The organism is Pseudonocardia sp. N23 (assembly GCF_002583555.1).
Classification (GTDB): Bacteria; Actinomycetota; Actinomycetes; order Mycobacteriales; family Pseudonocardiaceae; genus Pseudonocardia.
The window spans coordinates 1-25211 of record NZ_BEGX01000047.1; the positions used below are offsets into that span (position 1 = coordinate 1).

25 protein-coding genes and 1 tRNA gene are annotated in these 25211 nt (G+C 72.4%); 9 read left to right on the forward strand and 17 right to left on the reverse strand.

Annotation, left to right across the window (positions count from 1 at the left end):
• Positions 1-258: 258 nt before the first annotated feature.
• On the reverse strand, positions 259-1014 hold the full coding sequence (locus tag TOK_RS12620) for an SDR family oxidoreductase (protein WP_098958089.1): 756 nt from the start codon (positions 1012-1014) through the stop codon (positions 259-261).
• A 141-nt stretch (positions 1015-1155) separates the two neighbouring features.
• Here TOK_RS12620 and TOK_RS12625 point away from each other — a divergent pair, with 141 nt between their 5' ends.
• Both TOK_RS12625 and TOK_RS12630 read left to right on the forward strand, forming a co-directional pair.
• The gene (locus tag TOK_RS12625; RefSeq protein ID WP_253258351.1) at positions 1156-1545 is read left to right on the forward strand and encodes a DUF4870 domain-containing protein; all 390 of its coding nucleotides are present in this window, start codon (positions 1156-1158) and stop codon (positions 1543-1545) included.
• Positions 1546-1547: 2 nt separating this feature from the next.
• Entirely contained in the window at positions 1548-2288 is a 741-nt protein-coding gene (locus tag TOK_RS12630) for a LarC family nickel insertion protein (protein ID WP_098958044.1), read from the forward strand.
• A gap of 31 nt (positions 2289-2319) precedes the next feature.
• Here TOK_RS12630 and TOK_RS12635 read toward each other — a convergent pair whose 3' ends face one another.
• A complete protein-coding gene (locus TOK_RS12635; protein ID WP_172457550.1) occupies positions 2320-3384 on the reverse strand; it encodes an alanine racemase in 1065 nt (354 codons plus the stop codon).
• 69 nt (positions 3385-3453) lie between these two features.
• Between TOK_RS12635 and TOK_RS12640 the strand changes: the two genes are divergently transcribed.
• The 3 genes from TOK_RS12640 (at position 3454) to TOK_RS12650 (ending at position 5530) form a co-directional block, all read left to right on the forward strand.
• On the forward strand, positions 3454-3813 hold the full coding sequence (locus TOK_RS12640) for a helix-turn-helix transcriptional regulator (RefSeq protein WP_098958091.1): 360 nt from the start codon (positions 3454-3456) through the stop codon (positions 3811-3813).
• Positions 3810-4481, forward strand: a complete 672-nt coding sequence (locus TOK_RS12645; protein ID WP_098958046.1) for a cation transporter — start codon at positions 3810-3812, stop codon at positions 4479-4481. Before TOK_RS12640 ends, TOK_RS12645 begins: the two co-directional genes overlap by 4 nt.
• 449 nt (positions 4482-4930) lie before the next feature.
• A complete protein-coding gene (locus TOK_RS12650; RefSeq protein WP_098958047.1) occupies positions 4931-5530 on the forward strand; it encodes a dihydrofolate reductase family protein in 600 nt (199 codons plus the stop codon).
• 69 nt (positions 5531-5599) lie between these two features.
• Here TOK_RS12650 and TOK_RS12655 read toward each other — a convergent pair whose 3' ends face one another.
• The gene (locus TOK_RS12655; protein WP_141566370.1) at positions 5600-6868 is read right to left on the reverse strand and encodes a hypothetical protein; all 1269 of its coding nucleotides are present in this window, start codon (positions 6866-6868) and stop codon (positions 5600-5602) included.
• A 392-nt stretch (positions 6869-7260) separates the two neighbouring features.
• Here TOK_RS12655 and TOK_RS12660 point away from each other — a divergent pair, with 392 nt between their 5' ends.
• The 3 genes from TOK_RS12660 (at position 7261) to TOK_RS12670 (ending at position 10108) form a co-directional block, all read left to right on the forward strand.
• Positions 7261-7641 (forward strand): hypothetical protein, encoded by a 381-nt coding sequence (locus tag TOK_RS12660; protein WP_098958049.1) that lies wholly within the window; start codon positions 7261-7263, stop codon positions 7639-7641.
• A gap of 53 nt (positions 7642-7694) precedes the next feature.
• Positions 7695-9965 carry a protein translocase subunit SecD gene (gene secD, locus TOK_RS12665; protein ID WP_253258352.1) on the forward strand — a complete coding sequence of 757 codons (2271 nt, stop codon included), beginning with the start codon at positions 7695-7697 and terminating at the stop codon, positions 9963-9965.
• Positions 9966-10035: 70 nt separating this feature from the next.
• A tRNA-Gly gene (locus TOK_RS12670) sits at positions 10036-10108 on the forward strand.
• Between the two features lie 12 nt (positions 10109-10120).
• On the opposite strand, the gene TOK_RS12675 is transcribed toward TOK_RS12670, so the two are convergent.
• The 9 genes from TOK_RS12675 to TOK_RS12715 are packed head-to-tail and all read right to left on the reverse strand — an operon-like array spanning position 10121 to position 18991.
• A complete protein-coding gene (locus tag TOK_RS12675) occupies positions 10121-11245 on the reverse strand; it encodes an acyl-CoA dehydrogenase family protein (RefSeq protein ID WP_098958051.1) in 1125 nt (374 codons plus the stop codon).
• A 13-nt stretch (positions 11246-11258) separates the two neighbouring features.
• Complete coding sequence (locus tag TOK_RS12680) at positions 11259-12554, reverse strand: acyl-CoA dehydrogenase family protein (protein WP_098958052.1); 1296 nt, start codon at positions 12552-12554, stop codon at positions 11259-11261.
• Between the two features lie 11 nt (positions 12555-12565).
• Positions 12566-13717, reverse strand: a complete 1152-nt coding sequence (locus tag TOK_RS12685; RefSeq protein ID WP_098958053.1) for a thiolase family protein — start codon at positions 13715-13717, stop codon at positions 12566-12568.
• The gene (locus TOK_RS12690; protein WP_253258354.1) at positions 13714-14124 is read right to left on the reverse strand and encodes a Zn-ribbon domain-containing OB-fold protein; all 411 of its coding nucleotides are present in this window, start codon (positions 14122-14124) and stop codon (positions 13714-13716) included. Before TOK_RS12690 ends, TOK_RS12685 begins: the two co-directional genes overlap by 4 nt.
• A gap of 17 nt (positions 14125-14141) precedes the next feature.
• Positions 14142-14963, reverse strand: a complete 822-nt coding sequence (locus TOK_RS12695) for an SDR family NAD(P)-dependent oxidoreductase (protein ID WP_098958055.1) — start codon at positions 14961-14963, stop codon at positions 14142-14144.
• Positions 14960-16195 (reverse strand): acyl-CoA dehydrogenase family protein, encoded by a 1236-nt coding sequence (locus tag TOK_RS12700; protein ID WP_098958056.1) that lies wholly within the window; start codon positions 16193-16195, stop codon positions 14960-14962. Before TOK_RS12700 ends, TOK_RS12695 begins: the two co-directional genes overlap by 4 nt.
• Positions 16192-16842, reverse strand: a complete 651-nt coding sequence (locus TOK_RS12705) for a TetR/AcrR family transcriptional regulator (RefSeq protein WP_253258355.1) — start codon at positions 16840-16842, stop codon at positions 16192-16194. The genes TOK_RS12700 and TOK_RS12705 overlap by 4 nt, the downstream gene beginning before the upstream one ends.
• Complete coding sequence (locus tag TOK_RS12710) at positions 16839-18239, reverse strand: acyl-CoA carboxylase subunit beta (RefSeq protein WP_098958057.1); 1401 nt, start codon at positions 18237-18239, stop codon at positions 16839-16841. The genes TOK_RS12705 and TOK_RS12710 overlap by 4 nt, the downstream gene beginning before the upstream one ends.
• The gene (locus TOK_RS12715; RefSeq protein ID WP_098958058.1) at positions 18236-18991 is read right to left on the reverse strand and encodes an enoyl-CoA hydratase/isomerase family protein; all 756 of its coding nucleotides are present in this window, start codon (positions 18989-18991) and stop codon (positions 18236-18238) included. Before TOK_RS12715 ends, TOK_RS12710 begins: the two co-directional genes overlap by 4 nt.
• 101 nt (positions 18992-19092) lie before the next feature.
• Here TOK_RS12715 and TOK_RS12720 point away from each other — a divergent pair, with 101 nt between their 5' ends.
• The gene (locus TOK_RS12720; protein ID WP_098958059.1) at positions 19093-20226 is read left to right on the forward strand and encodes a CaiB/BaiF CoA-transferase family protein; all 1134 of its coding nucleotides are present in this window, start codon (positions 19093-19095) and stop codon (positions 20224-20226) included.
• Between the two features lie 8 nt (positions 20227-20234).
• Here the strand turns inward: TOK_RS12720 and TOK_RS12725 are convergent, their stop codons facing one another.
• The 5 genes from TOK_RS12725 to TOK_RS12745 form a co-directional block, all read right to left on the reverse strand.
• Positions 20235-20933, reverse strand: coding sequence for an ABC transporter ATP-binding protein (locus TOK_RS12725; RefSeq protein ID WP_098958060.1), 699 nt, complete (start codon positions 20931-20933; stop codon positions 20235-20237).
• Positions 20930-21679, reverse strand: a complete 750-nt coding sequence (locus tag TOK_RS12730; RefSeq protein WP_098958061.1) for an ABC transporter ATP-binding protein — start codon at positions 21677-21679, stop codon at positions 20930-20932. Before TOK_RS12730 ends, TOK_RS12725 begins: the two co-directional genes overlap by 4 nt.
• 73 nt (positions 21680-21752) lie before the next feature.
• Complete coding sequence (locus tag TOK_RS12735) at positions 21753-22790, reverse strand: branched-chain amino acid ABC transporter permease (protein ID WP_253258356.1); 1038 nt, start codon at positions 22788-22790, stop codon at positions 21753-21755.
• Positions 22787-23650, reverse strand: coding sequence for a branched-chain amino acid ABC transporter permease (locus TOK_RS12740; RefSeq protein ID WP_098958062.1), 864 nt, complete (start codon positions 23648-23650; stop codon positions 22787-22789). The genes TOK_RS12735 and TOK_RS12740 overlap by 4 nt, the downstream gene beginning before the upstream one ends.
• 3 nt (positions 23651-23653) lie before the next feature.
• The gene (locus TOK_RS12745; protein WP_098958063.1) at positions 23654-25186 is read right to left on the reverse strand and encodes a class I adenylate-forming enzyme family protein; all 1533 of its coding nucleotides are present in this window, start codon (positions 25184-25186) and stop codon (positions 23654-23656) included.
• Positions 25187-25211: the final 25 nt, after the last annotated feature.

Consider the following 25211-nt stretch of genomic DNA (forward strand, 5'->3'; position numbering starts at 1 on the left):
CGGGCCTGGTGACCGTTCCCCGTGGGGCCCGTTCTGTCCGGCGTCTCGCTGACAAAGAGAAAGTTACACGGGCCCCTACAGCGGGTGCAAATCGCCCCCCTAAACATCCTCTGACCTGCGAGGACGAGCCCATTTCGGCCCCGTTTCGCGGCACTTCATGACCCAGGTCACGTCCAAGATCATCGATCTCCGCCACCTTCGGGCCGGCCATGATCATGTCACCGCAGGTCAGAGGCCCGGAGGACGCGAAAAATTCGTTCAGCCGCGTCCGATGAAGGGCATCGTGCGGGCCGCGATCGTCAGGAACTGGACGTTGGCCTCGAGCGGTAGGCCTGCCATGTAGAGGACGGCGTCGGCGACGTGCCGGACGTCGAAGGTCGCCTCCGGTGCGGTGGTGCCGTCGGCCTGCCTGGCCCCGGCGGAGAAGCCGGCGGTCATGTCGGTGGCCGCGTTCCCGATGTCGATCTGCCCGCAGGCGATGCCGTAGGGCCGTCCGTCCAGGGACAGCGACTTCGTCAGCCCGGTGACACCGTGCTTCGTCGCCGTGTACGCCGCACTCCACGGCCGGGGCACGTGCGCAGAGATCGACCCGTTGTTGATGATCCGCCCACCCTGCGGATCCTGGGCGCGCATCGTCGCGAACGCAGCACGTGCACAGAGGAAGGTCCCCGTGAGGTTGGTGCGCACGGCGTCGAGCCAGGCGTCGACCGGGACCTCGTCGGGGGAGGCGGCCGGACCGAACGTGCCCGCGTTGTTGAACAGGACGTCCACCCGTCCCCAACGCTCCCGGACCGCGGCGAAGAGCTCGTCGACGGAGTCCGGGTCACCGACGTCGGCCGGGACGACCAGGGCGTCGGCACCGTCGACCGCCTCCTCGAGGCGGTCGCGCCTGCGCCCCGTCACCGCGACGCGGTAGCCCGCTCCGAGGAACGCCCGGGCGACGACGCGCCCGATGCCCGATCCCGCACCCGTCACCACTGCAACAGGGCTCGTGGGCCCCTGGTCCTCGGTCATCGAGCTCCCGTCCGCGCCGCCGGTCACGATCGGTCGTCGTGATCCCTGCGTTCACCCTCTCTCCCGTCGGGTCCGCGCGCCAGCCCCTGCGGTGGACCGGATCCACCCGTCCGGACCGGCGGAAACTGTTTCAATGGGGACATGACCGTTCCACCACCGGCCGACTCCTGGGACCCGCGCAGCCGACCCGTTCCCGTCACGGCCGAGGACCGGAACTGGGCGATGGCGGCGCATGTGGGCAGCATCGTGACGGCCTGGTTCGCGCTGGGCCTCGTCGCACCGCTGGTCGTCCTGCTCGCGCGCGGCAACGTGTCGCCGTTCGTGCGCAGGCACGCCGTGGAGTCGTTGAACTTCCAGCTCAACGCCTTCGTCCTGACGATCGTCTTCGCGCTGCTGCTGTTCGTCCTGATCGGGTTCGTGCTGCTCCCGCTCTACGGCATCTTCTATCTGGTGTTCGTCGTCCTGGGGACGATCAAGGCCGCCAACGGCGAGGAGTTCCGGTACCCGTTGACGGTCCGGGTCGTGAGCTGAACGTGCCGACGAACCCCACGCGGATCGGGTGGTTCGACTGCGCGGCGGGCGCCGCCGGCGACATGCTGCTGGCCGCCCTGGTCGACGCGGGGGCCGATCTCGCCGTCGTCGCCGAGCACGTCGCGAGGCTGGGCGTCGAGCCGATCACGTTGCGTCGCAACGATGTCGAGCGGCACGGGATCGGCGCGGTGAAGGTCGACGTCGAGACCGCACCGGACCCGGAGCACCGGACGTGGAAGGCGGTGCGGCTCGTCCTCGACGCGGCGGGGCTTCCGGAGCCCGTCGCCTCGCTCGCCCACGACGCCTTCGCCCGGCTCGCCGAGGCCGAGGCCCGGGTGCACCGCACCACCCCTGAAGACGTGCACTTCCACGAGGTCGGCGCCCTGGACGCGATCGCCGACGTCGTCGGGGTGGCGACGGCCCTGCACCTGCTCGGGCTCGACACCGTGCACGCGAGCGCCGTCGCGCTGGGCAGCGGGACGAGCCGCGGCAGCCATGGCCTGGTACCGATCCCGGCGCCGGCGACGCTGGAGGTCCTGCGTGCGGCGGGTGCACCGTGCTTCGCGGGTCCGTCGCCGCGGGAGATGTGCACGCCGACCGGCGCGGCGCTGCTCGCCGCCGCCGTGACCTCGTGGGGGCCGATGCCGCGCATGGTGCCGCACGCGATCGGGGTGGGGGCGGGGACGCGCGACCTCGCGGAGGTCGCCAACGTCGTGCGGGTCGTCGTCGGCGACTCCGCCTGAGGTCCGGCTTCACCGCGCGTTCGGACGAGGCTCACGTGTTCGCGCCCGCCGCGGTGACCGGCCAACGGGTGACCCGACCCGCCACGGTCACGACGTACTCGCGGGCCAGATTCGCCGCCGCGCACACGTGGTTGGGTGCGACCGCGACGCGTTCACCCAGCTCGGGCAACACCGCCCCGGCGGGGACCTCGACGACGGCGTGGTGCTCCGACAGCAGGACGACCCGGGCGTCGGGCATCGACGGGACCCTCCCGGCGCCCGTCGCCCACCCGGGACGGTCGGCGCCCAGCACCTTGGCCCCGGCATCCAGGACGAACCGGCCGCCACCGCGCGACACCACCGTCCCCACCGCCGTCAGCGCCACGTCCTCCCAGCCGCACGTGCCGAGCTCGACCTGCTGGGCGTCGTTGAACACCGACACCCCGGGGCGGACCTCGGTGAGCACGGTGGCGTCGGAATGAGCGAGCGTCGGCGTGGACCCACCACTGACCTCGATGTCAGCGAATCCGTTGGTGCGCAGCAGTTCCGCCGCCTCGGCCAATGCCGCTGCCTCCTCCACGGCGGCCCGGGCCGCCGCGCCCGGGGCGTAGCCGTGCCCGGGGAACGTGAACACCCCGGCGACGCGCACACCGGCCCGGTCCGCCGCGCGTGCCACCTCGAAGGCCTCCCCGGCCGGGACGCCGGTGCGTCGCATCCCGCAGTCGACCTCCACCATCACCGTCGCCGACGTCCCCGCCAACGCGATCCCGAGATGTTGCGCCCCTTCGACCGAGTCCACCCCGACGCGGAGCGCGACCCGTTGGGCCAGGGCTCGCAGCCTGGCTCCGCGCTCGCCGGCGGCCCACACCGGATAGGCGACGAACAGGTCGGTGGCGCCCGCGCGGCAGAAGATCTCGCCCTCGGCGACCGTCGCCACGGTGAGGCCGACCGCCCCGGACTCGATCTGGCGACGCGCGATCTCCGGGCTCTTGTGCGTCTTCGCATGCGGGCGCAGCCGCAGCCCGTGCTCCCGGGCCCATCCCGCGGTGCGTTCGATGTTGCGGGACAGCACGTCGAGGTCGACGGCGAGGTACGGCGTCGCCAGGGCGTCGGTCATACGGCCATCGTGCGCGTCGACGGACGGGTTCCGATCATCGGATGCAGCCGGTATCATCGGCGTGTGTCGATGAAACCTCCGACCGCCTGCTGCCCGACGGACCTGACCCCCGCCGTGGCGCTCTTCCGGTCCCTCGGCGACCCCACCCGGCTGGCGGTCCTGACGCGTCTCGCGGAGGGCGAGGCGCGGGTCGTCGACCTCACCCGCCTGCTCGGCCTCCCCCAGTCCACGGTCTCCTCGCACCTGGCCTGCCTGCGCGACTGCCGACTCGTCGACTACCGCACCCAGGGCAGGCAGTCGTTCTACTCCCTGACCCGGCCCGAGCTCGTCGACCTGCTGCGCACCGCCGAGAGGCTGCTCGCCGGAACCGGCGAGGCCGTCGCCCTCTGTCCCGTCTACGGCGGACAGACCCCGGTGGTCGGGACGTGACCGTCCTGCCCGACGCGCGCCGCGCCGTCCTCGTCCGCCGCATCCGGCTGCTGGTCGCCGCGACGATCTCCTACAACGTCGTCGAGGCCGTCGTCGCGATCACCGCGGGCACCGTGGCCGGCTCCATCGCGCTCATCGGGTTCGGGCTCGACTCGGTCATCGAGGTCAGCTCCGCCGCCGCCGTCGCCTGGCAGTTCTCCGCTCCGGACCCGGCACGGCGCGAACGCGTCGCCCTCCGCGTCGTCGCCGGCTCGTTCGTGGCGCTCGCCTGCTACGTGACCGCCGAGTCGATTCGCGGGCTCCTCGGGGCCTCGGCCGCCGAACATTCGTCGGTCGGGATCGCGCTCGTCGCGCTGAGCGTTGTGATCATGCCGTTCCTGTCGTGGGCGCAACGCCGCGCGGGCCGCGAGCTCGGCTCGTCCAGCGCCGTCGCCGACTCCCGCCAGACCCTGCTGTGCACCTATCTGTCCGCAGCGGTACTCGTCGGACTGCTGCTCAACTCGACGCTCGGCTGGTGGTGGGCCGATCCTGCCGCAGGCCTCGTCCTCGCCGCGCTCGCGCTGCGCGAGGCGCGCAACGCCTGGCGCGGCGACCTCTGCTGCGCACCCGCGTCGACCCCGCACAGCGGATGTGGCGACGGCTGCGCCTGCTGCGGACCCGCGACGTAGACGAGCCGCCCGCCGGTCGTCGTCCGGCGGGCGCCTCGTCGTGACGCCGCCACCGTGAATGCCCCCATGACCCACGGTGACGGCGAGTTCGTGGTGTTCCCGGTTGCTCTGCCGTGCATGAACAGGATGCCTCCGGCGGCCCGCCGGCTCGACCGAGCAGGCCCTACGAAGCCGCGGGCCCGACCCCACTGCGCGGCGGGGGCCAACCCCCTTGTCACGACGCCGTTGCGGTGTTCCGCGCCATTCACCAACAGCAACGTGATCACGTGCCGCAGCTGGGCGGGCGCGTTCGCCTCGTCGTTCATGACACCGATCCTGCGGCGCAGCCGCGTCGGAACCCGATGCCGCCCGTCACCAGGCTCCCGTGACGGATGTCAGGCCCGCGCCCGACCGATGAGTTCCGGCGCGCCGTGCCGTCTGACCTCTGACTACGAGCGAAGGGGAACATCATGGGCAAGGTCGTCGCCACGATCAGCACGTCCGTCGACGGGTACGTCACCGGACCCGACGACGGGCCCGGCAACGGTCTCGGCACCGGCGGGGAACGCCTGCACCACTGGGTCTTCGGCGGGCCCTGGACCTACGACGCCGAACCCACGGGCGAACCCGACCCCGTCGACCGCGCCTTCCTCGACGACGCCATGGCAGGCCTCGGCGCCGTCGTCTGCGGGCGCAACACCTACGACGCCGCCGGAACGTGGGGCGGCCGCAACCCGTGGGACCGGCCACTTTTCGTCGTGACCCGCCGACCGCACGAGCAGCCCGCCGCCGAGCAAGGCTTCACCTTCGTCGACGGCTTCCGGGCCGCCTTCGAGCGCGCGCAGGACACGGCCGGCGACCGCGACGTGTGCGTCATGGGTGGCGCCGAGACCATCCGGCAGGCGCTGGCGGTCGGGTACGCCGACGAGCTGGTCGTGTCCCTCGCGCCGCTCGTGCTCGGCGGGGGCACCCGGCTCTTCGAGGGCTTCGTCCGGGACATCGACCTCGAGCGCACCGATGTCATCGTCTCTCCCTGGGCAACGCACCTCCGCTACCGCATCGTGCGCTGACCGGGGACACGACACGGCCCCCGCCTCGAAAGGAGGCGGGGGCCCGTTGTCGGTCGGATGGTGCGAGGGTCAGCGGCGCAGACCAGCGAGGTTCAGGCTGGTGTTCAGGACGTTGTTGACGAAACCGTCGACGTCGAACGAGGGCCGGGTGGGATTGTTGTTGCCACTCGGCCGGTTGTCGCCCCGGCTGCCGCGGTCGTTGCCGTTGTTGTCGCGGTCTCCGCGGTCTCCACGGTCTCCACGGTCACCGATCCAACCGCCGCGGTCGCCGCGGTCACGGTCGTTGCGGTCACTGCCGCGGACCGGAGCCACGTCGTCGTCGCAGTCACCGCCGCGATTCCAGCCGGCGTACTGCCAGTCATCGCGGTCGCGGTCGCGGTCATGGCCGCCACGCGGGTCACCGCCGCGGTCCCAGCGCGCGTCATGGACGCGGCTGTCGTTGCCGTGGTGGTGGCCGCGGTGCTGCACGCGGTCGCGATCGCCGTGGCGGTGGTCGCCGCGATCACGGTCGCCGTGGCGGTGCTCGCCCCGGTCACGATCCCGCTCGTTCCCGCGGCCGTCGCGGTGGTCGTTGCCGCGGTGGTCGTTGCCGCGGTGGTCGTTGTCGCGGTGGTCGTTGTCGCGGTGGTCGTTGTCGCGGTGGTCGTTGCCGCGGTGGTCGTTGCCGCGGTGGTCGTTGCCGCGGTGGTCGTTGCCGCGGTGGTTGCCGCCGCAGCCGCACTGCTGGCCGTGGCCCCGCTGCGGGCCGTGGCCGTTGTTCACGCCGCCCTGGTTGCCACCACGGGGATCGCCGTGCTGGTGGCCTCCGCGCGGGCCCTGCTGGCCGTTGCTGCCGTGCTGGCCGCTACCGGCGCGAGGGCCGTCATTGTGGTTGCCACCAGTACGCGGACCATCGCTGTGGTTGCCACCAGTACGCGGACCATCGCTGTGGTTGCCACCAGTACGCGGACCATCGCTGTGGTTGTTGTGACCGCTGGTGCCCGACGGGGTGCCCTGGTGCTGGTTGTTCGGGAGGCCCGGAAGGGTCAGCAGCGTCGGGACGTTCGGCAACGTCGGGATCGTCGGAGCGCTCGGGGTGCTCGGGGTGCTGGGAATGCTCGGCACTCCGGGGAAGCCGGGGAGCCCGGTTCCGGGGGTGGTTGTGCCGCCCTTGGGAGCTCGGTCGTCCTTCTTGCCGCGCTGGCTGTCCTTCTTGCTGTCGTCGGTGGACGTTTGCCCGGCTTCAGCGGCGTTTCCACCGTCGTGGTTCTCAGCGGCGTTGGCGGCGGTGTTCGCCAGCAGCAGCAAACCGCCCGACATGGCGGCGACGTAGGCGCCCCGGAGCAGGTTCTTGTTCAAGTCCAGTCCTTCCAGCACGAAGACGACCGGTCGGGGTGCCGGACGTCGCAACATCTGCATAAGCTGGAGATACACAGCGGGGAGCCGTATCTCCTTGATCTCCCCAGCGTTGAACACAGATGGGCCGTTACGGCCTTTTCGGAAGTTGGGCTGTGCGGCGCAGCAGGTTGGTCTGAAGTCGACGCAACCTCGGCCGTTCCCGCGCGTCCCTGGGACGCGGGCGGCTCACCGACGCTCCTCGACCGCTCCCCCACCGTGCGTCGCCGCCGTCGTCACCGCAAGACGTGCGGACCCTTCCACATCGGCTGCACATCCACGGGCGGGTGGACGAACCGGACAGTCGGTGACGGAACGCCGGTACCGTGGCGTGGTCCCCCGATCCGAGGAGTGCCGTGCCCCGCGTCGCCGCGCGTGTCCCGCAGCGGTGGCCCGTGCTGCTGGCGCTGCTGGTGGCGTTGCTGGTGCCGGTGGGTCCGGTGTCGGCACGCGCACATCAGGTGGGCGACGGTGCGCCGCGGGCAGCCGGGAGCGCGGTGCCGGCGCGGGCGGACTCGGGAACGCGCCGGACGGGAGCCGCCGAGGCGTCCTTCCTGCGCTCGACTGCTGCTGCGACGACGACGGGGTGGTCGGCGGTCCCGGCCGTCGCGACGCGGTCGGCGCCGGTCCCACGTCCCTCGGTGATGTGGGGCTGCGGTTCCGAGGTCGCGACGGCGGAGCCGGTCGCGACGTGGTCGCCGCGATGTGAGCGTGGGCCTCCGGTGTCGACGGTCTGAGCCGTCCCCGTCCCGTCACCCCGCCGTCGTGCGGGCTCCCCTGAAGGTCCCTGGTGAAACGTCCCTTGGTCGCGCGCGCTCTCGCAGCGCTCGCCGTCGTCGGTGGCTCGGCCGCCATCGCCTCGACAGGCTCCCCCACACTCGGCCTCGACCTGCGCGGCGGCACGCAGATCGTCCTGGAGACCCGGGACGCGCCGGGCATCACGGCCGGCTCCGAGGCCACCGACCGGGTGCTGGAGGTGTTGCGTGGCCGGGTCGACGGTCTCGGGGTCGCGGAGCCGTCGCTGAACCGGTCGGGCGAGAAGCGGATCGTCGTGGAGCTGCCGGGTCTGCAGGACCCGGCGGAGGCCGCGGAGGTGCTGGGCCGCACCGCGCAGCTGACGATCCGCCCGGTGCTGAACGCGCCGACGGCGGACAGCCAGGAGATCCTCGACGACTCGGGTTCGCCGATCCTCGTCGGGCCGCCTGCCCTGGTGGGCGAGGACGTCGAGTCGGCGCGGTCGGCGGCGGGGACGCAGGGGGTGATCGGCTCGGTCGTCGACGTCTCGTTCTCGGGGGCCGGCGGCGACCGCTGGCGGCAGCTGACCGCGCAGACGGCGTGCGCACCGGCCGGGGACCCGGCGCGGCGGATCGCGATCGTGCTGGACTCGCAGGTGATCTCGTCGCCGCAGCTGGATCCGTCGATCGGCTGTGGCGTCGGCATGCTGGGCGGGAGCACGCAGATCAGCGGGTCGTTCAGTCAGGAGCAGGCCTCCGAGCTGGCGATCCTGATCCAGGGCGGCGCCCTGCCGGTGCCGGTGGAGATCATCGAGCAGCGGACCGTCGGCCCCACGCTGGGTGCGTCGGCGATCGAGGCGAGCGTGCTGGCCGCGTTGGTCGGGACGGCACTGACCGGCGTCTTCCTGCTGGTGGCGTACCGGCTCGCGGGGCTGGTGGCGGTCGCGGCGCTGGCGGGTTACGCGTTGGTGGCCTACGCCGGGTTGATCGCGCTGGGGGCGACGTTGACGTTGCCGGGCCTGGCGGGGTTCGTGCTGGCGATCGGGATGGCCGTCGACGCGAACGTGCTCGTCGCGGAGCGTGCGCGCGAGGAGTACGCGAAACGGCCACGGCTGGAGCGGGCGTCGGAACGTGGGTACAAGGGCGCGTTCACGGCGGTGGTCGACTCGGCGGTGACGACGCTGCTCGCGGGCGCGCTGCTGTTCTGGCTGGCGTCGGGTCCGGTGCGCGGGTTCGGGGTGACGCTGACGCTCGGTGTGGTGGTGTCGCTGTTCTCGGCGCTCGTGCTGTCGCGGCTGCTGACGGTCTGGCTGTTGCGTCGCAAGGTGGTCCGCGCGCACCCGGGTTGGACGGGGCTGGCGTCGATCGGGCCGGTCCGCGCCCGGCTGGAGAAGGTGAACCCCGACCTGCTGCAGAAGGCGGGACGATTGCTGGCCGCGTCGGCGGTGGTCGTGCTGGCGGCGCTGGCGGGTCTCGCGGTGCGTGGGCTCGACCTGGGTGTGGAGTTCACGGGCGGCCGGTCGGTCGAGTTCCTGACGACGAACCCGGTCGATGCCGACGCTGCCCGCGCCGCCGTGGCCGACGCGGGGCTCGCCGGGCTCCCCGTCCAGACGACGGGCGACGGGGGGATCGCGGTGCGCGGCAACGACATCTTGGATGCTGACGTGTCCGCGCTGCGGGAGGCTCTGGCCGTGGCGGGCGGCGGCGCCGAGGTGGAGCAGGACGAGCTGATCGGGCCGAGCCTGGGGGCGGAGCTGGCGCGGGGTGCGTTGATCGCGCTGGGTGTGGCGTTGGCGGCGCAGCTGATCTACCTGGCGGTGCGCTTCCGCTGGACGTACGGCGCGGGCGCGGTGGCGGCGTTGATGGCGAACGTGGCGGTCGTCGTCGGCTGGTTCTCGTGGACGGGCCGCACGATCGACGGGGTGTTCGTCGCTGCGCTGCTGACCGTCATCGGATACACGGTGAACGACTCGGTGGTGGTGTTCGACCGGGTGCGGGCGGAGCGGACCACACGACGCACGGAGCCGTTCCATCGCGTGGCGGGGTCGGCGGTGCTGTCGACGTTGCCACGCACCGTGAACACGGGCCTGTCGACGCTCGTGATCCTGGCCGCGTTGTTGCTACTGGGTGGGGAGACCCTCGCGGACTTCGCGCTGGCGCTGATCCTGGGCATCCTCGCGGGCACGGTGTCGACGGTGACGGTCGCGGTGCCGTTGACGATCGTCCTGCAGCGTCGCTTCGGCGAGCGCGGACGTGGAGCTCGCAGACCGCGACCGAAGAGCAGGCCGACTCCGCCGGCGCGGCGCGCGGACGGCGCCGTCGTCTGAGTCGGGCACCGGTGGCCGGCGTGATCATCGCGTCGGCTACCGTTGTGCCTCCGGCAGTGACGGCCGGTACGCGGACGTAGCGCAGCTGGTAGCGCATCACCTTGCCAAGGTGAGGGTCGCGGGTTCGAATCCCGTCGTCCGCTCTCTTTCTGCCTTCAGCAAGCCCCCCGCTTGGTGACGCCTGTCGCGGCGAGCAGCCGTTCCCGGTGCGCGGCCTCGTCGCCGAACAGCACGGCATCGGTGGCGGCGCGCCTGAGGTGCAGGTGCGCCGGGTGCTCCCAGGTGAATCCGATCCCCCCGTGCACCTGGACGTTCTCCCCCGCGACCCAGCGGTAGGCCGCGCCGCAGGTCATGCCCGCGACCGCGACGGCCGCGGGCAGGTCCTCGGGCGCCTCGTCAGCGCACGCGGTCGCCCAGGCGACGGCGGATCGCGCGGCCTCGACCTGGAGGGCCATGTCGGCGCAGCGGTGCTTGATCGCCTGGAACGTGCCGATGGGCCGGCCGAACTGCAGACGCTCCGCGGCATAGGCGACGGACGCGTCGAGCGCGGCGGCGGCGCCTCCGAGCTGTTCGGCCGCGAGCGCGACAACGGCACGGTCGAGCACCCCGGCGACCAGCGCGGCGAGGTCGCGGCCGACGGCGATGCGACGGGCCGCGACCCGGGCCATGTCGATGCGGGCGAGCTGGCGGTTGAGGTCGAGCGCGTCGAGCGGCGTGCGGGTCAGGCCGCCGGCGATGCTGTGCACGGCGAACAGGCCGAGCTCGTCCCCGGCACGGGCGACGACGAGCAGCAGGTCCGCCGTCGCCCCCTCGACGACGAGGGTCTTCGTGCCGGTGAGCCGCCAGCTGTCGGCACCGGGCTCGGCGACGGTCGCGACGGCGGCGGGGTCCCAGCCCGCGGGGTCCTCGAGGTACGCGAGGGTGGCGGTGGTGTCGCCGGTGAGCAGGCCGGGCAGCAGGTCGCCGGCGTCGTCGCAGGCCGTCAGCACGCCGACGCCGAGGACGGCGGTGGAGAACCACGGCAGCCGCGACGGGACCCGCCCGAGCTCCTCGGCGACGACGGCGAGCTCGCGGATGCCGGCGCCCGCACCGCCGAGCTCCTCCGGTACATCGAGGGCGACGACGCCGAGCTCGCCGGCGAACCGCCGCCACACGGCGGGGTCCCAGCCGCGGTCGCCGCGCAGCTCGGCGAACACGACGTCGACGGGCAGGTGCTTGTCGAGGAAGGCGCGGACGGTGGCGCGGAGGTCCTCGGCGTCGGAGTCGGGCGTGAATCGCATGCGATCTCTCCCGTCAGTCGTCGTCCGCGGCGGCCAGGACGTCGGCGAACCGGTCGTGGGCCGCGGCGCGCAAGGTGGGGCGGATGTAGGGCGGGAACAGGCCGTCGTCGGGTTCGGTGCCGCGCAGCAGGGCTTGGGCGAGGTTGACCTTGTGGACCTCGGTGGCGCCGTCGGCGAGCCCCATGTGGAAGGACTCCATGACCCACTTGCCGAAGGGCAGCTCGGTGGAGATGCCCAGTGAGCCGTGGATCTGGATGGCGCGCGAGGAGGCGTCGAGCAGCACCTGAGGCATGGCGGCCTTGACGGCGGAGATGTCGGCGCGGACCTTGCGGTAGTCGTTGTAGCGGTCGATGCGCCACGCCGTGCGCAGGACGAGCAGCCGGAACTGCTCGATCTGGATCCAGGTGTCGGCGATCATCTGCTGGACGAGCTGCTTGTCGGCGAGCCGTTCGCCCTTGGTGGCGCGGGACACGGCGCGGCGCTTCATCAGCTCGAAGGCGGAGGTGACGAGCCCGACCGTGCGCATGGCGTGGTGGATGCGGCCGCCGCCGAGGCGGGTCTGGGCGACGGCGAACCCGGCGCCGCGTTCGCCGAGGAGGTTCTCGGCGGGGACGCGGACGTCGGTGTAGCGCAGGTACTGGTGGGTGCCGACCGACTCCTCGTGCCCCCACACGGAGACGTCGCGGACGCGTTCGACGCCGGGGGTGTCGGCGGGCACGACGAACATCGACATCGACCTGTGCCGCGCCGCGTCGGGCTCGGTGACGGCCATGACGATCAGGAAGTCGGCGAACAGGGCGTGGCTGGAGAACCACTTCTCGCCGTTGATGACCCAGTCGTCGCCGTCGAGGACCGCGGTGGTGCGGAACCCGGTGGGGTCGGATCCGCCGTGCGGCTCGGTCATCGAGAAGCACGACACGATCTCGTTCGCGACCAGCGGTTCGAGATAGGTCTTCTTCAGGTGGTCCGTGCCGTAATGGGCGAGGATCTCCGCATTGCCCGAGTCGGGCGCCTGGCAGCCGAACACGACCGGCGCGGAGTGCGACCGGCCGAGCTGCTCGTTGAGCAGCGCCAGCCGGAGCTGGCCGTATCCCTTGCCACCCAGCTCCGGGCCGAGGTGGCAGGCCCACAGACCCCGCTCGCGGACGACCTTCTGCAGCGGCTCGACCAACGCGTTGCGCGCCGGGTCCTTGACGTTCCAGGCGTGCTCGATCACCTGGTCGACGGGTTCGACCTCGGTGCGGACGAACTCGTCGACCCAGTCCAGCTCCCGCTGGACGTCCGGGTCGGTCTCGAAGTCCCAGCCCATGTGCGTGCCTCTCAGCGGGTCAGCACGGTGCACGCGGAGATGCCGGGTGCACCGTAGACGTGGGTGAAACCGACGCGGGGATCGCCGGGAACCTGGTGGTCGCCCGCCTCGCCGCGCAGCTGCAGGGCCGTCTCGTAGACCTGCCGCAGCCCGGAGGCGCCGATGGGTTCGCCATTGGCGATGCAGCCGCCGTCGGTGTTGATCGGCAGGCTCCCCGTGATGCCGGTGGCGCCCGAGGAGATCAGCTCCTCCTGGGCACCGTGCTCGCACAGCCCCGTCTCGGCCATGTGCATCAGCTCGGCGCCGGACTCGGTGTCCTGGAGCTGGGCGACGTCGACGTCGGCGGGGGTGAGCCCGGCCTGCGCGAACGCGGCGGCCGCGGCGTCGACGGTGGGGCTCTGCGCGGCGTCGACGGCCAGCCAGGGGCTGAACACCTCGAACGAGCCGTAGCGCCGCGACCGCAGGGCGGCACCACTCAGATAGACGGGGTTCTCGCAGTGGTCACGAGCCCGGTCGGCCCGGCACACGACGAACGCGACGGCGCCCTCCCCCGGCGAGCAGTACATGTACTGCGTCAGCGGGTGGCTGATCATCGGGGCGGCGGCGATCTCTGACGCGCTGATCTCCTTGCGCCGCCACGCATTGGGGTTGAGTGCGCCGTTGCGGAACGCCTTCTCCGCGATCGCGGCGAGCACGTCGGTGCCCATGCCGTGGGTGTGCAGGTAGCGCTGGATCTTGAGGCCGAAGAACTGGGTCGTCAGCATCAGGCCGGTCTCCCCGTACCAGGCGCCGATGCCGTGTGAGGCGGGATCGGTGTTGAAGGCGCCGCGGGGGTGCTTGTCGAAGCCGACGACGAGCCCGATGTCGTGCAGGCCCGCCCGAATCATGGCGTCAGCGCTGATCAAGGAGCTGCCGCCGGTGGCGCAGCCGTTGGCGACGTTGATGAACGGCAGGCTGGTCAGGCCCAGCTCGGAGACGAGCGTGTCCGGGTCGCCGGCCGACCAGCTGCCGCCGAAGCCGAACTGCATGTCGCCGAAGCCGAGGCCGGAGTCGGCGAGGGCTAAGCGCACGGCGTGCACGGCCTGCGCCCGGCCGGAGACCCCGTCGGTCCGGCCGAAGGGGTGGATGCCGATCCCGATGATCGCGACGGCGGGGGCGCTCACGACCGGCCCACCGGCGTGAACGCGAACGTGAGGACGGGCTCACCCGCGTCGTCGGTCCGGAACGGCACCATCTCCATGCGGACGGGCATGCCGATCTCCAGCCGGTCGGGGTCGTTCTCGGTGAGCCTGGCCTCGACGATCAGCTGTCCGGGCAGCTCGACGTAGCCGACGCCGTAGGGCTCGAACTCGTCGGGGCCCTGGTACGGCGTCTTGGGCCGGAAACCCTGGACGGTGAACGACCAGAGGGTGCCCTCCCGGGCGAGCGCGACGTCGGTCATCGACGCCCCGGTGCAGCGCGGACACCCGCCCTGCCGCGGGAAGGTGTGGGCGCCACAGTCGTCGCAGCGGCTGCCGAGCAGGGCCGTCCCATCGGAGGTGAACAGCGAGTCGTCGACCGTGCGGGACAAGGGACCTCCGGAAAGGGTCATGGGGCGGCCGTCCCGCCGCCGTCGACGGCGAGCAGCGTGCCGGTGGTGAAGCCGGCAGTCGGGCCGCAGAGGTACAGCGCGGCGCCGACGATCTCGGCGGGGGCACCGCCGCGGCTCTGTGGCCAGTCGGCGGTGAGGCGTTCGAAGAAGTCCATGTCCCAGCCCGCGGCGATGTCGGTGAAGAACGGCCCCGCGAGGATCGTGTTGACGCGCACGGTGGGGCCGTACTCCTGGGCGAACCCCTTGGTGAGGACGTTGAGCCCGGCCTTCGCGGCGGCGTACGGCAGGTCGCTCCGGGTGGGCCGGATCGAGGCGATCGAGCTGATGTTGAGCATCGCGCCCCCACCCGCTGCGAGCATGCGCTTGCCGGCGGCGGCCATGAACCGGAAGGGTCCCTTCAGGTTCACCCCGATGACCTTGTCCCACAGCAGCTCGGTGACGTCGTCGAGGCTGGGGTAGACGGGCGCCACCCCGGCGTTGTTGACGAGCACGTCGACGACGCCGAGCTCGGCCTCGACCTCGTCGAGCAGGGTGTCGACACGGTCCCAGTCGGCGACGTGCGCGCCGTGGGCGGTGACCTTCTGCCCGGTGGCGTCGGCGAGCTCCTCCGCGAGGGCCTCGCACGCGTCCTTCTTGCGGCTGACGACGGCGACGTCGGCACCCGCGGCGGCGAAGGCGATGGCGATCTCCCGGCCGAGACCGCGGGAGCCACCGGTGACCAGGGCGATCCGCCCGGCCATCGGCCTGTCCACGGCCCGCGCGGCGGCGACGGCCTCGGCGACGGATCGGGGCTGCGGTCGATCGCGAGGACGGGTCATCGCGGGATCTCCTTCCACGGGACGCCGCGATCGCCGCGCGGCTCGGGCGGCAGGCCGAGCAGGCGCTCGCCGATGATCGTGCGCTGGACCTCGTCGGAGCCGCCGGCGATGCGATAGCCGGGGGCACCGAGGACGTGCTCGGTCCAGCCGAAGAGACCGGAGCCGCTGTCGGCGACGAGCTCGTTGCCGAGGATCGTCGACGCCGCCTCGGAGACCAGCGTCAGCCCCTGGGCCCACGAGAGCTTGCGCAGTGACCCGATCGGGCCGGGAGCGGCGCCGGCGAGCCGGGCCTCCCGGTCGCGCTGTGCGGCGACCGAGGCGAGCTTCTCGTGGACCCAGACGTCGGCGAGCAGCCGTCGGACGTCCGGGTCGCCGGTACGGTCCAGCCGTTCCGCGGCGGCCAGGAGCTGCGTGAACCCGCCGCCGACGCGGGCCTCGGACCCGGAGTGGCCGCGCTCGAAGCCGAGCGTCGCGAGCGCGACCGTCCAGCCCTCACCGACCTCACCGAGCCGCAGTGAGTCGGGGATCCGGACCTCGTCGAGGAACACCTCGCAGAACGACGACCCGCCCGACATCTGCCGCAGCGGCCGCACGTCGACACCCGGGGTGTCCATCGGCAGCAGGAACGCGGTGAGCCCCTTGTGTTTCGCGACATCAGGGTCGGTGCGGGCGATCAGCTCACCCCAGCCCGCGAACTGGGCGCCGGAGCTCCACACCTTCTGCCCCGTCACGACCCAGTCGTCACCGTCACGGACCGCGCGGGTGGCGAGGCCGGCGAGGTCCGATCCGGCCGAGGGCTCGGAGAACAGCTGGCAGGCCAGCTCGTCGAGACGCAGCAGCCCGCGGACGAGCCGCTCCTTCTGCTCGAGGGTGCCGAACATCTGCACGGTCGGCGCGATCAGCGACACGCTCACCGAGGTCAGCTCGTGCTGGCCGGGGACGTCGAACCCCGCCTCCAGCTCGCCGAACGCCTCGGCGTGCCGGTCGCTCAACCCTGCGCCCCCGGCCTCGACAGGCCAGGTCAGGGCGCCGTAGCCGGCGTCGAACTTGGTGCGCTGCCAGTCACGGATGCCGTCGATCAACGCACGTTCACGGTCGGGGGCCAGGTCGTGGAAGACCGCGACGTCGGCCCCGCGGTCGTCGCCGGGGCGCCGCGGTGCGGCGTGCCCGGCGAGCCACGCGCGGGCAGCATCGGTGAACTCCACGAGAGTCGCCTCCGGCGACGGCGTCATCGTGGCCTCCGTTCCGGTCGAGGGGCGGGCACGCGCAAGGCGTTGGCCCACAACAGGCTGAGCTGGGTGACGGCGGTGTCGAGGTCGAAGCCTGCGGCCGTGGCGACCCAGCTGTAGGCGAAACGGTTGACCATGCCGCCGAGGGCGTGCGCGGCATAGCGGGCGTCGACGCCCGTGTCGGCGCGGCCGTCGTCCTGCAGGCGCAGGATGGCGCGCCGGGTGCGGTCGATGACGGTGGCGCGGGCGTCGTCGATCAGGTCGGAGAGGCCGGGGCTGACACCGGGCATCTCCTCCCACAGCACCATGAGCCGGCCGTGGCGCAGGTAGGCCTCGAGGTACTGCCGGTTGGCGTTCTCGATCGCGGTCCAGGCGTCGCGTGCCTGCGGCGGCCGGGTGTGCCCGGCGGGGAAGAACTCCTCGAGGAGCTCCTGGCTCACGGCCAGGAAGATCTCCTCCTTGGAGTCGAAGTAGGTGTAGAAGGTGCCGTGCGCGACGCCCGCGTGCTCGGCGATGTCGGTGATCCGGGCGCCGAAGCCGTCGCGTTCGAAGATGTCCTTGGCCGCGTCGACGAGGGTGTCGCGGGTGCGCCTGCCGCGGGGGGTCAGACCGTCGTCGGTGGAGGCGGTCGGGAGGCCCGGCGCGGTCACAGCGGGATGTTCCCGGGTCGGCCACGGACCTCGGGGTCGGTGGCGGCGAGGGTCGCGGCGATCGCGTCGCGTGTGGCGGTCGGCGACACGATCTCGTCGACGTACCCGGCGGCGACCGCCTCGGCGAGCCCACCGGTCTGCCGGGTGTGCGCGTCGGCCAGCGTCGCCTCGGCATCCTCGCGGTCGGTGCCGGTGAGCCCGGCGAGGTCGCGGCGGTTCAGGATACGAACAGCCGCGACCGGGTTCATGACGTCGACGATCGCGTCGGGCCACGCGAACACCCGGGTGGCGCCGAGCGACGTGCTGTTCATCGCGATGTAGGCGCCACCGTAGGCCTTGCGGGTGACGACCGTGACCCGCGGAACCCGAGCGGCGGCGAAGGCGTGCAACAGCTTCGCGCCGCGGCGGACCACCCCGTCGAGCTCCTGGGCGGCGCCGGGCAGGTATCCGGGGACGTCGACGAGCACGACCAGCGGAACGCCGAGGCTGTCGCAGGTGCGGACGAACCGCGCCGCCTTGTCCGACGACGGTGCGGTGAGGCATCCGCCGAGGCGCAGCGGGTTGTTGGCCAGCACGCCGACCGACCGGCCGGCGATGCGGCCGAGCGCTGTGACGATGTTGGGTGCCCAGCGCGGGGCGAGCTCGCGGGCGGGTCCGTCGAGCAAGGCGTCGACGACGGGCCGCACGTCGTACGCCCTCCGTGACGAGGACGGCATGAGCGACGCCGGGTCGACCGCTCGGCGGAGGGTCGGCGCGAGCCGGTGCCGGTCGGCGAGGAGCCCGACGACCTCGCGCGCGATGGCGCAGGCGGCGTCGTCGTCGGGGGCGGCGACGTGGGCGACCCCGGAGTGGCGGGCGTGCACCTGTGGCCCGCCGAGGGAGAGCGAGTCGACGTCTTCGCCGGTGACGCTGCGGACGACGTCGGGTCCGGTGACGAACACCCGAGCGTCTGGCCCGGTGACGACGACGTCGGTGAGCGCGGGCCCGTAGGCCGCACCGCCCGCCGACGGCCCGAGGACGACGCTGACCTGCGCGATCCTCCCGCTGGCGAGCGTCATGACTCGGAAGATGCGGCCGATGGCGTCGAGGCTGCCTGCGCCTTCGCGGAGCCGGGCGCCACCGGACTGCCAGATGCCGACGACGGGGTCGCCGGCGGCGAGCGCGGCGTCGTAGGTAGCGACGACGAGCGCGCAGCCGTCGCGGCCGAGCGCGCCGCCCTGCACGCGCGGGTCGGTGGCGAAGACCCGGGCCGGGACGCCGTCGAGGCGCCCGCGGCCGGCGACCAGCCCGTCGACGGACGCGACGTCGTGCAGGGTCCCGGGGTCGCAGAGGTCGGCGAGCCGGGCGAGCGGGTCGGGCCGGGCGGTGGTGGATGTGTGGTCGACGGCGGCGCTCACGTCGTACCACCGGCCCGGTCGATCGCCGCCTGGACGGCCCGCACCTGGCGGGCAGCCTCGCCGTCGAGGGCGGTGGCGAAGTCGGCGGTCTCGCCGTCGGTGAAGTTGGCCTTGATGCCGGCGACGGTGCCGGCGGGTGCGGCAGCCAGTGCACGGGCGCGGGTGAGGACGGCGTCGAGGAACCCGTCGCCGTCGTGGATCTCATCCGACACGAGGCCCATGGCGGAGGCACGTGAGGCGTCGATGCGTTCGTCGAGCAGGTACAGCTCCCGCGCGCGGCCCCAGCCGACGATGCGCGGCAGCGACCAGGTGCCGCCGAAGTCGCCGGTGAGCTGCACGCCGAGGAACGACGTCTTGAACACGGCGGTGCGGGTGGCGAAGCGCAGGTCCGCAGCACACGCGAGCGCGAGTCCGGCACCGGCGCAGGGGCCGTTGACGGCGGCGATCGTGGCCTTGGGCATGTCGTGGAGCAGCAGGCTCGCGCGCTGCAGGGCGCTCAGGGCGGCGGTACGTTCGTCGAGGCTCAGGTCGGGGCGGAAGTCGCCGATCGCGCCGAGGTCGCCGCCGGCGCAGAAGGCCTTGCCGGCCCCGGTGACGACGACGGCACCGATCGCGTCGTCGGCCGCGGCGTCCTCGAGTGCGGTGAGCAGGTCTCCGAGCAGCTCGTCGGTCATCGCGTTGTAGCGGTCCGGGCGGTTCAGGGTCACGAGCCGGACCCGGTCGCGTGTCTCGACCAGCACGGTGTCGGTCATCGCCGGCCTCCCCCCTCGGTCTCCACCGTACGATTAACTGATTCTGACGTCAACTTCGAACAAACTTGACGTCGACGTCGAGTCCGGTTTGACTTCCGGACGTGACGGGACCTCTCTCCGGAGTACGCGTCGTCGAGCTCGCGGGGCTCGGACCGGCGCCGTTCGCAGGCATGATGCTCGCCGACATGGGCGCGGACGTGATCCGTGTCGACCGGGTGACCCGCGACCACGAGGTCGCCGCGTCCACCGAGCTCAGCGAGGTCATCGAACGCGGCAGGCGCAGCATCGCGGTGAACCTCAAGGACCCGCGCGGTGTCGGCATCGTGCTCGACCTCGTCGCCGGTGCCGACGCACTCATGGAGGGGTTCCGGCCCGGCGTCGCGGAACGGCTCGGCGTCGGCCCCGCGCCGTGCCTCGCCCGCAACCCCGCTCTCGTCTACGGCCGGATGACGGGCTGGGGCCAGACCGGCCCGCTCGCCCCGACCGTCGGCCACGACGTCACCTACATCGCGCGGACCGGCGTCCTCGACTCGATCGGCCCCGCCGGTGGTGACCCGGTGTTGCCGCTCAACCTCGTCGGTGACTTCGGCGGTGGCGGGATGCTCCTCGCCTTCGGCCTGGTGTGCGGCATCGTCTCGGCGCGCGCGACCGGGCGTGGCCAGGTCGTCGACGCCGCGATGGTCGACGGCGCCGCCCTGCTGATGGCGCCCTACCTCGCGCGGGACGAGTGGGGCCCGCGCGGCACCAACATGGTCGACGGCGGCGCCCACTTCTACGGCGTCTACGCCACCGCCGACGACCGCCACGTCGCCGTCGGCGCACTGGAGCCGCAGTTCTACGCGGTGTTCCTGGACCGGATCGGCCTCGCCGGCGCGGACCTGCCCGACCAGATGGACCAGGCGTCGTGGCCGGCGCTGCGGGACCGGATCGGGGTGATCTTCCGCGCCCGCACCCGCGACGAGTGGTGCGACGTGTTCGCCGGTGCCGAGACCTGCTTCGCCCCGGTCCTGAACCGCGCCGAGGCGGCCGCCGACCCGCACCTCGTCGCGCGGGCCACGATCGTCACCCGTGAGGGCCTGGTCCAGCCCGCGCCCGCGCCCCGGTTCGACGGCACCCCCGCGACGCTGCCGCCACCGCGGCCCCGGCCCGGCGAGCACGGTGACGCGCTGCTGGCCGAGCTGGGGATCGACGCGGACGAGATGGCCGTCCTGCGGGCGGCGGGAGTGGTGGGCTGAGCGGCTCCTCACGAGCCCTCGACCGGGATGGGCGTCGCCAGAGTGGCGGCGTCCACCTCGTCGCGCACGACCCCCAGCTCCAGCACCAGGGCCCGCTGGGCGAGCTTGGCGGCGAACGCCGCGTTCTGCTCCAGCAACAGGATCGTCGTGTCGTACTCGGCCTGGATCTCGCGCAGGAAGTCCGTGACCGTCACGACCGCCGACGGCGACAGCCCCAACGACGGCTCGTCGAGCACGAGCAGCGAGGGGAACGCCATCAGCGCGCGGCCGATCGCGAGCAGCTGCTGCTCGCCGCCGGAGAGCAGCCCACCCCGCACCGATGCGCGCTCCGCGAGCCGGGGCAGCCGCTCGTACAGCGTGGCCCGGCGGGCCTCCCAGTCGCGCTTGCGGCGCACCGCGAACGCGCCCGCCCTCAGGTTGTCGGCCACGGAGAGCTGGGTGAACACCATCCGGCCCTCGGGCACGTAGACCACCCCCGCGCCCACCGCGGCGACGGTCGTCCGCGGCACGGGAGTGCCGTCGAGCAGCACCTCACCCGTCGAGCCGACGAGCCGGGCGACGGCCTTGCCCAACGAGCTCTTGCCGCCGCCGTTCGCCCCGACGACGGCCAGCGTCTCGCCCTGATCGATCGTGAACGAGACCCCACGGACGGCGAGCGCCTGCCCGTAGCGGACGGCGAGGTCGCGGACCTCCAGGTACCTGGTCACGAGCTCAGGTAGTTCCGGGCGAGCACGTCGTCACGTGCGAGCTCCGCCGGTGTCCCCGCGGCGACGAGCCGCCCGGCGTCCAGGACGACCATCCGGTCGGCGAGCCGCAGCGTCCGGCCGATGTCGTGCTCCACCATGCACACGGTCACTCCTGAGTCGTGGACCTGCTCGATCAGCGACGTCACCCGGTCGCGATCGGTGTCGTCGAGACCGGCGAGGGGTTCGTCGAGCAACAGCAGCCGCGGCGTCCGGACCAGTGCCATCGCGATGCCGACGAGCTTGCGCGTCGCCAGGCTGCAGTCCTCGACGGGCCGGGCGCGCATGTCGGCGAGGTGCAGCATCGTCTCGACGCGGTCGATCGCCTCGGGATCGCGCCCGCGCGTCGCCAGCTCGAGGTTCTCCCCGACGGTGAGCCCGGCGAACCCGCCGACGTTCTGGAAGGTGCGGACCAGACCGCTGCGCGCGACGCGGTGCGCCTTGCCGCCGCGCAGCGGGACGCCGTTCCAGCGCACCTCGCCCGTCGTGGCCGGGACGAACCCGGTGACGACGTTGAACAGCGTGGTCTTGCCCGCGCCGTTGGGCCCGATGATGCCGACGAGCTCACCCGGCGCAATGTGCATCGTCACCTCGGACAGGGCCCGGACGCCGCCGAGGACGCAGGAGACGTCGTCGACGTCGAGCAGCGGTTCAGGGTCGACGGGCACCGCGGGACTCGACACCACCGCTCCGTTCTGCGCCTGAGTCATCGCTCGTCCTCGGTGGAGCTCGGGCGGCACTGCCCCGGGGCGCCGTGTCGGCTGCTCACCCGCTGACGTTCCTTCACCGCCCGGCTCCCGCCGGTTCCAGCGCGGCGTCGACGGGTCCGTCGGCGGGCGGGGGCGTCTTCGGCCGGCGCAGCCGCGTCCACAGCTTCGCCAGCCCGCCGACGATCCCCGCGGGCTGCAGCAGCGCGACGATCGCGAGCAGCAAGCCGACGAGCACGGTCCGCAGCACCGGGTCCACGTCGAACATCGCGGGCAACGTCACGAGCAGGACGACTCCGACGAGCGCGCCCGTGATCCGGCCGACGCCACCGATGATCAGCATGCCGAGCAGCAGGATCGACTGGTTGACCCCGAGCGTGTCGGGGCTGATGAACCCGTTCATCGGCGCCCAGAAGACGCCGACGAGCCCGGCGAGCATCGACGCCAGCACGAACGCGATCGCCTTGTAGGTGGTCGGGTTGAAGCCGAGGCCGCGGGTGCCGTTCTCGTCGGCGCGCACGGCCTTCATCCGCAGCCCGAGGTGGGAGTTGCGGACGGCGACGACGACGAGCATCACCACGACCAGCACACCGACCAGCCACAGGCTGAAGTACCGGTACACCGAGAAGTCGAACGGCATGTCCGAGCCGACACCCCAGTCGATCGTGAGGCCCGACGAGCCGCCGAAGAAGCCCGGGACGTTGGCGATGAGCTGGATGAGCAGCTCGCCGAACGCGAAGGTGATGATCGCGAACGAGAACCCCGATGACCGCCCGACCGCGGGCAGCCCGATCAGGGCCGCCAGGGCCGCGACGATGAGCACCGCGAGCGCGCCCGCGACGGGCAGCGGCAGCCCGGCCTTCTGGTAGAGCAGGACAGTCGCGTACCCGCCGGCGCCGAAGAACGCGGCGTGCCCGGCAGGCATCATCCGCAGGTCGCCGACCAGCAGGTCGAGGCCGACGACGAGCGCGCCGTAGGCGAGGAACGCGTTGAGCAGCAGCACCCGGTTCTCGGGCACGAAGGCCGCGAGCACGAACAGCACGACGCCGACGACGAGCACGCCGCCCCACTGCCGCGTCCGCTTCGACCGCATGGAGGTCCCCCGCACGTTCATCCGGCTCTCACCTGCCTGCGGTTGAACAGACCTGCCGGGGCGACCAGCAGGATGACGATCATGAGGATGAAGCCGTAGGCGTTGGTCAGCCCGGCCTCGACGTAGCGGGTGCCCAACGCCTCGAGAAGGCCGAGCATCATCGCGGCGACGAACGTGCCCTCGATCGAGCCGAGACCGCCGATGATCGCGACGACGAAGCCCTTGAGCAGGAAGCTCAGCCCGGTCGCCGGCGTGATGGGCACTACGAGCGCGATGCAGACGCCGGCGACGGCGGCGAGTGCGCCGGCCACGACGAACGCGTAGAGCCCGACCCGCTTGGCGGGCAGCCCGACCGTCGAGGCCGCGAACTGGTCGTCGCCACAGGCCCGCAGAGCGAGCCCGATCCAGGTGCGGCGCATGGCGAGCGCCGTCACGACGACGACCACGATCGTCACGCCGATGACGACGAGCCGTCCGACCGGCATCTGTTCCTGGCCGATCAGGGAGACGGTGCCCTCGATGCGCGGGCCGCTGCGCGGGGTCGCGGTGAACGTCCGCACGAAGAACGCCTCGGCGAACAGCAGCAGACCCAGTGAGAACGCGAGGCCCTGCAGGTGGTTGCCGATCGTCCGGCGGAACCCGACGACGTAGAGGACCGCCGAGACCCCACCGGCGACGACCAGCGCCAGCGGCAGTGCGAGCCCCGCACCGAGAGCGCCCGCGAACAGCACGAACGCGTAGGCGCCGATGGTGATGAACTCGCCATGGGCGAAGTTCAGGATGTGGGTGACGCCGAAGGTGAGCGTGACGCCGAGCCCGACGAGCGTGTAGAGCCCGCCCTGCATGATGCCGAGCAGGAGCGTCGTGACGAGTGCGTCCACGGGTCAGCCCGCCGGTACGGCGTCGTCGCGCACCGACTTCTCGACGACGAAGCGCTGCAGCTTGCCCATCGAGTTGCGGGGCAGCGCGTCGGGCCAGACGACGACGGCGCGTGGGATCTTGTAGTCGGCGAGATGCTCGCGGCAGAAGGAGCGCAGGTCGTCCTGCCCGACGGTCGCCCCGGGCTTCGCGACGACGACCGCGACGATCTGCTCGCCCCACTTCTCGTGCGGCCTGCCCAGCACGACGGTCTCCAGCACGCCGGGGTGCTGCGCGACGACCTGCTCGACCTCGGCGGCGTAGACGTTCTCGCCGCCGGTGATGATCATGCCGTTCTTGCGGTCGACGATCCGCAGCCGCCCGTCGGGCTCCATGACGCCGATGTCGCCGGAGCGGATGAGGTCTCCGGTCCACGACGCGGCTGTCGCCTCGGGCAGGTTGAGGTAGCCCGACGAGCAGGCGAGGGTCCGCAGCAGGATCTCGCCGCGTTCGCCGGGCGCGCACAGCTGGTCCTGGTCGTCGACGACCAGGATCTCGCAACCCACCGTGGGGTGGCCGACGGTGCCGTCGAGCACGGTGTCGCGCGACTTGAGCTCGAACGTCGCGAACCCGCCCTCGGTCCAGCCGTAGGTCTCGGAGATCTCGACGTTGGGAAAGATGTCGTACGCCTGCTCCAGCAGGACGGGCGAGACAGCGGCGCCGGCCGTCATCATCCGCTTCATGGCGGGCAGCGGCGTGCGGCCGCGGCGCTCCCACTCGTCGGAGATCATCGTCGTCATCGACGGGACGAGGAACGCCGCTGTGGAGCGTTCGGCGAACTCGTCGCAGGCGACGGCGGCGTCGAAGGTGGGCATGATCCGCACCCGGCCGCCGATCATCCAGCAGCACAGCGCGAAGCTGCAGTACGACATGTGGAACAGCGGGCCCGGCACGAGCATGTCGTCGTCGGGACCGAGCCGCAGCTGCCAGCCCCACCGGAAGCAGTTGACCAGCCAGGTGTCATTGGTCATCGTGGCGCCCTTGGGCAGCCCCGTGGTGCCGGAGGTGTAGAACACCGCCGCGACCTGCTGCCCGACCGCCGGGTCCCCGGTGGGGTCGGGCAGCGGCGCCTCGTCGGAGACGGTGTCGAGGTCGAGCACCGTGACGTCGTGGTCGACGAGCGCGGCGACCTCGCGGGCGGTGTCCACCAGCGCCCCGGCGGCGACCACGACGGTCGCGCCGGAGTCGGACAGGATGTGCGCGATCTCCGGCAGCGCCAGCCGCGTGTTGACCGGTACCGACGCCACCCCCGCCACCATCGCCGCGGGGTAGATCAGCAGCGCGTCGAGCCCGTTGGGCAGCAGCGTCGCGACCATCCGGCCGTTGCGGCCCGGCGGCGTGTCCGACACCGCCGCGGCGAGCCCCGCCACCCGCTGCCACACCTGCGCGAACGTCCACGACCGCTCAGGGGACGTCGGCGTCGCGAGGACCGTCGCGGCGAGGGCGTCGGGGCGGGACCGGGCGCTCATGCCCAGCATGTCGGCCACCGAGTACTGCATGTGCTGCTCCTCCGGGCTGCGTTGC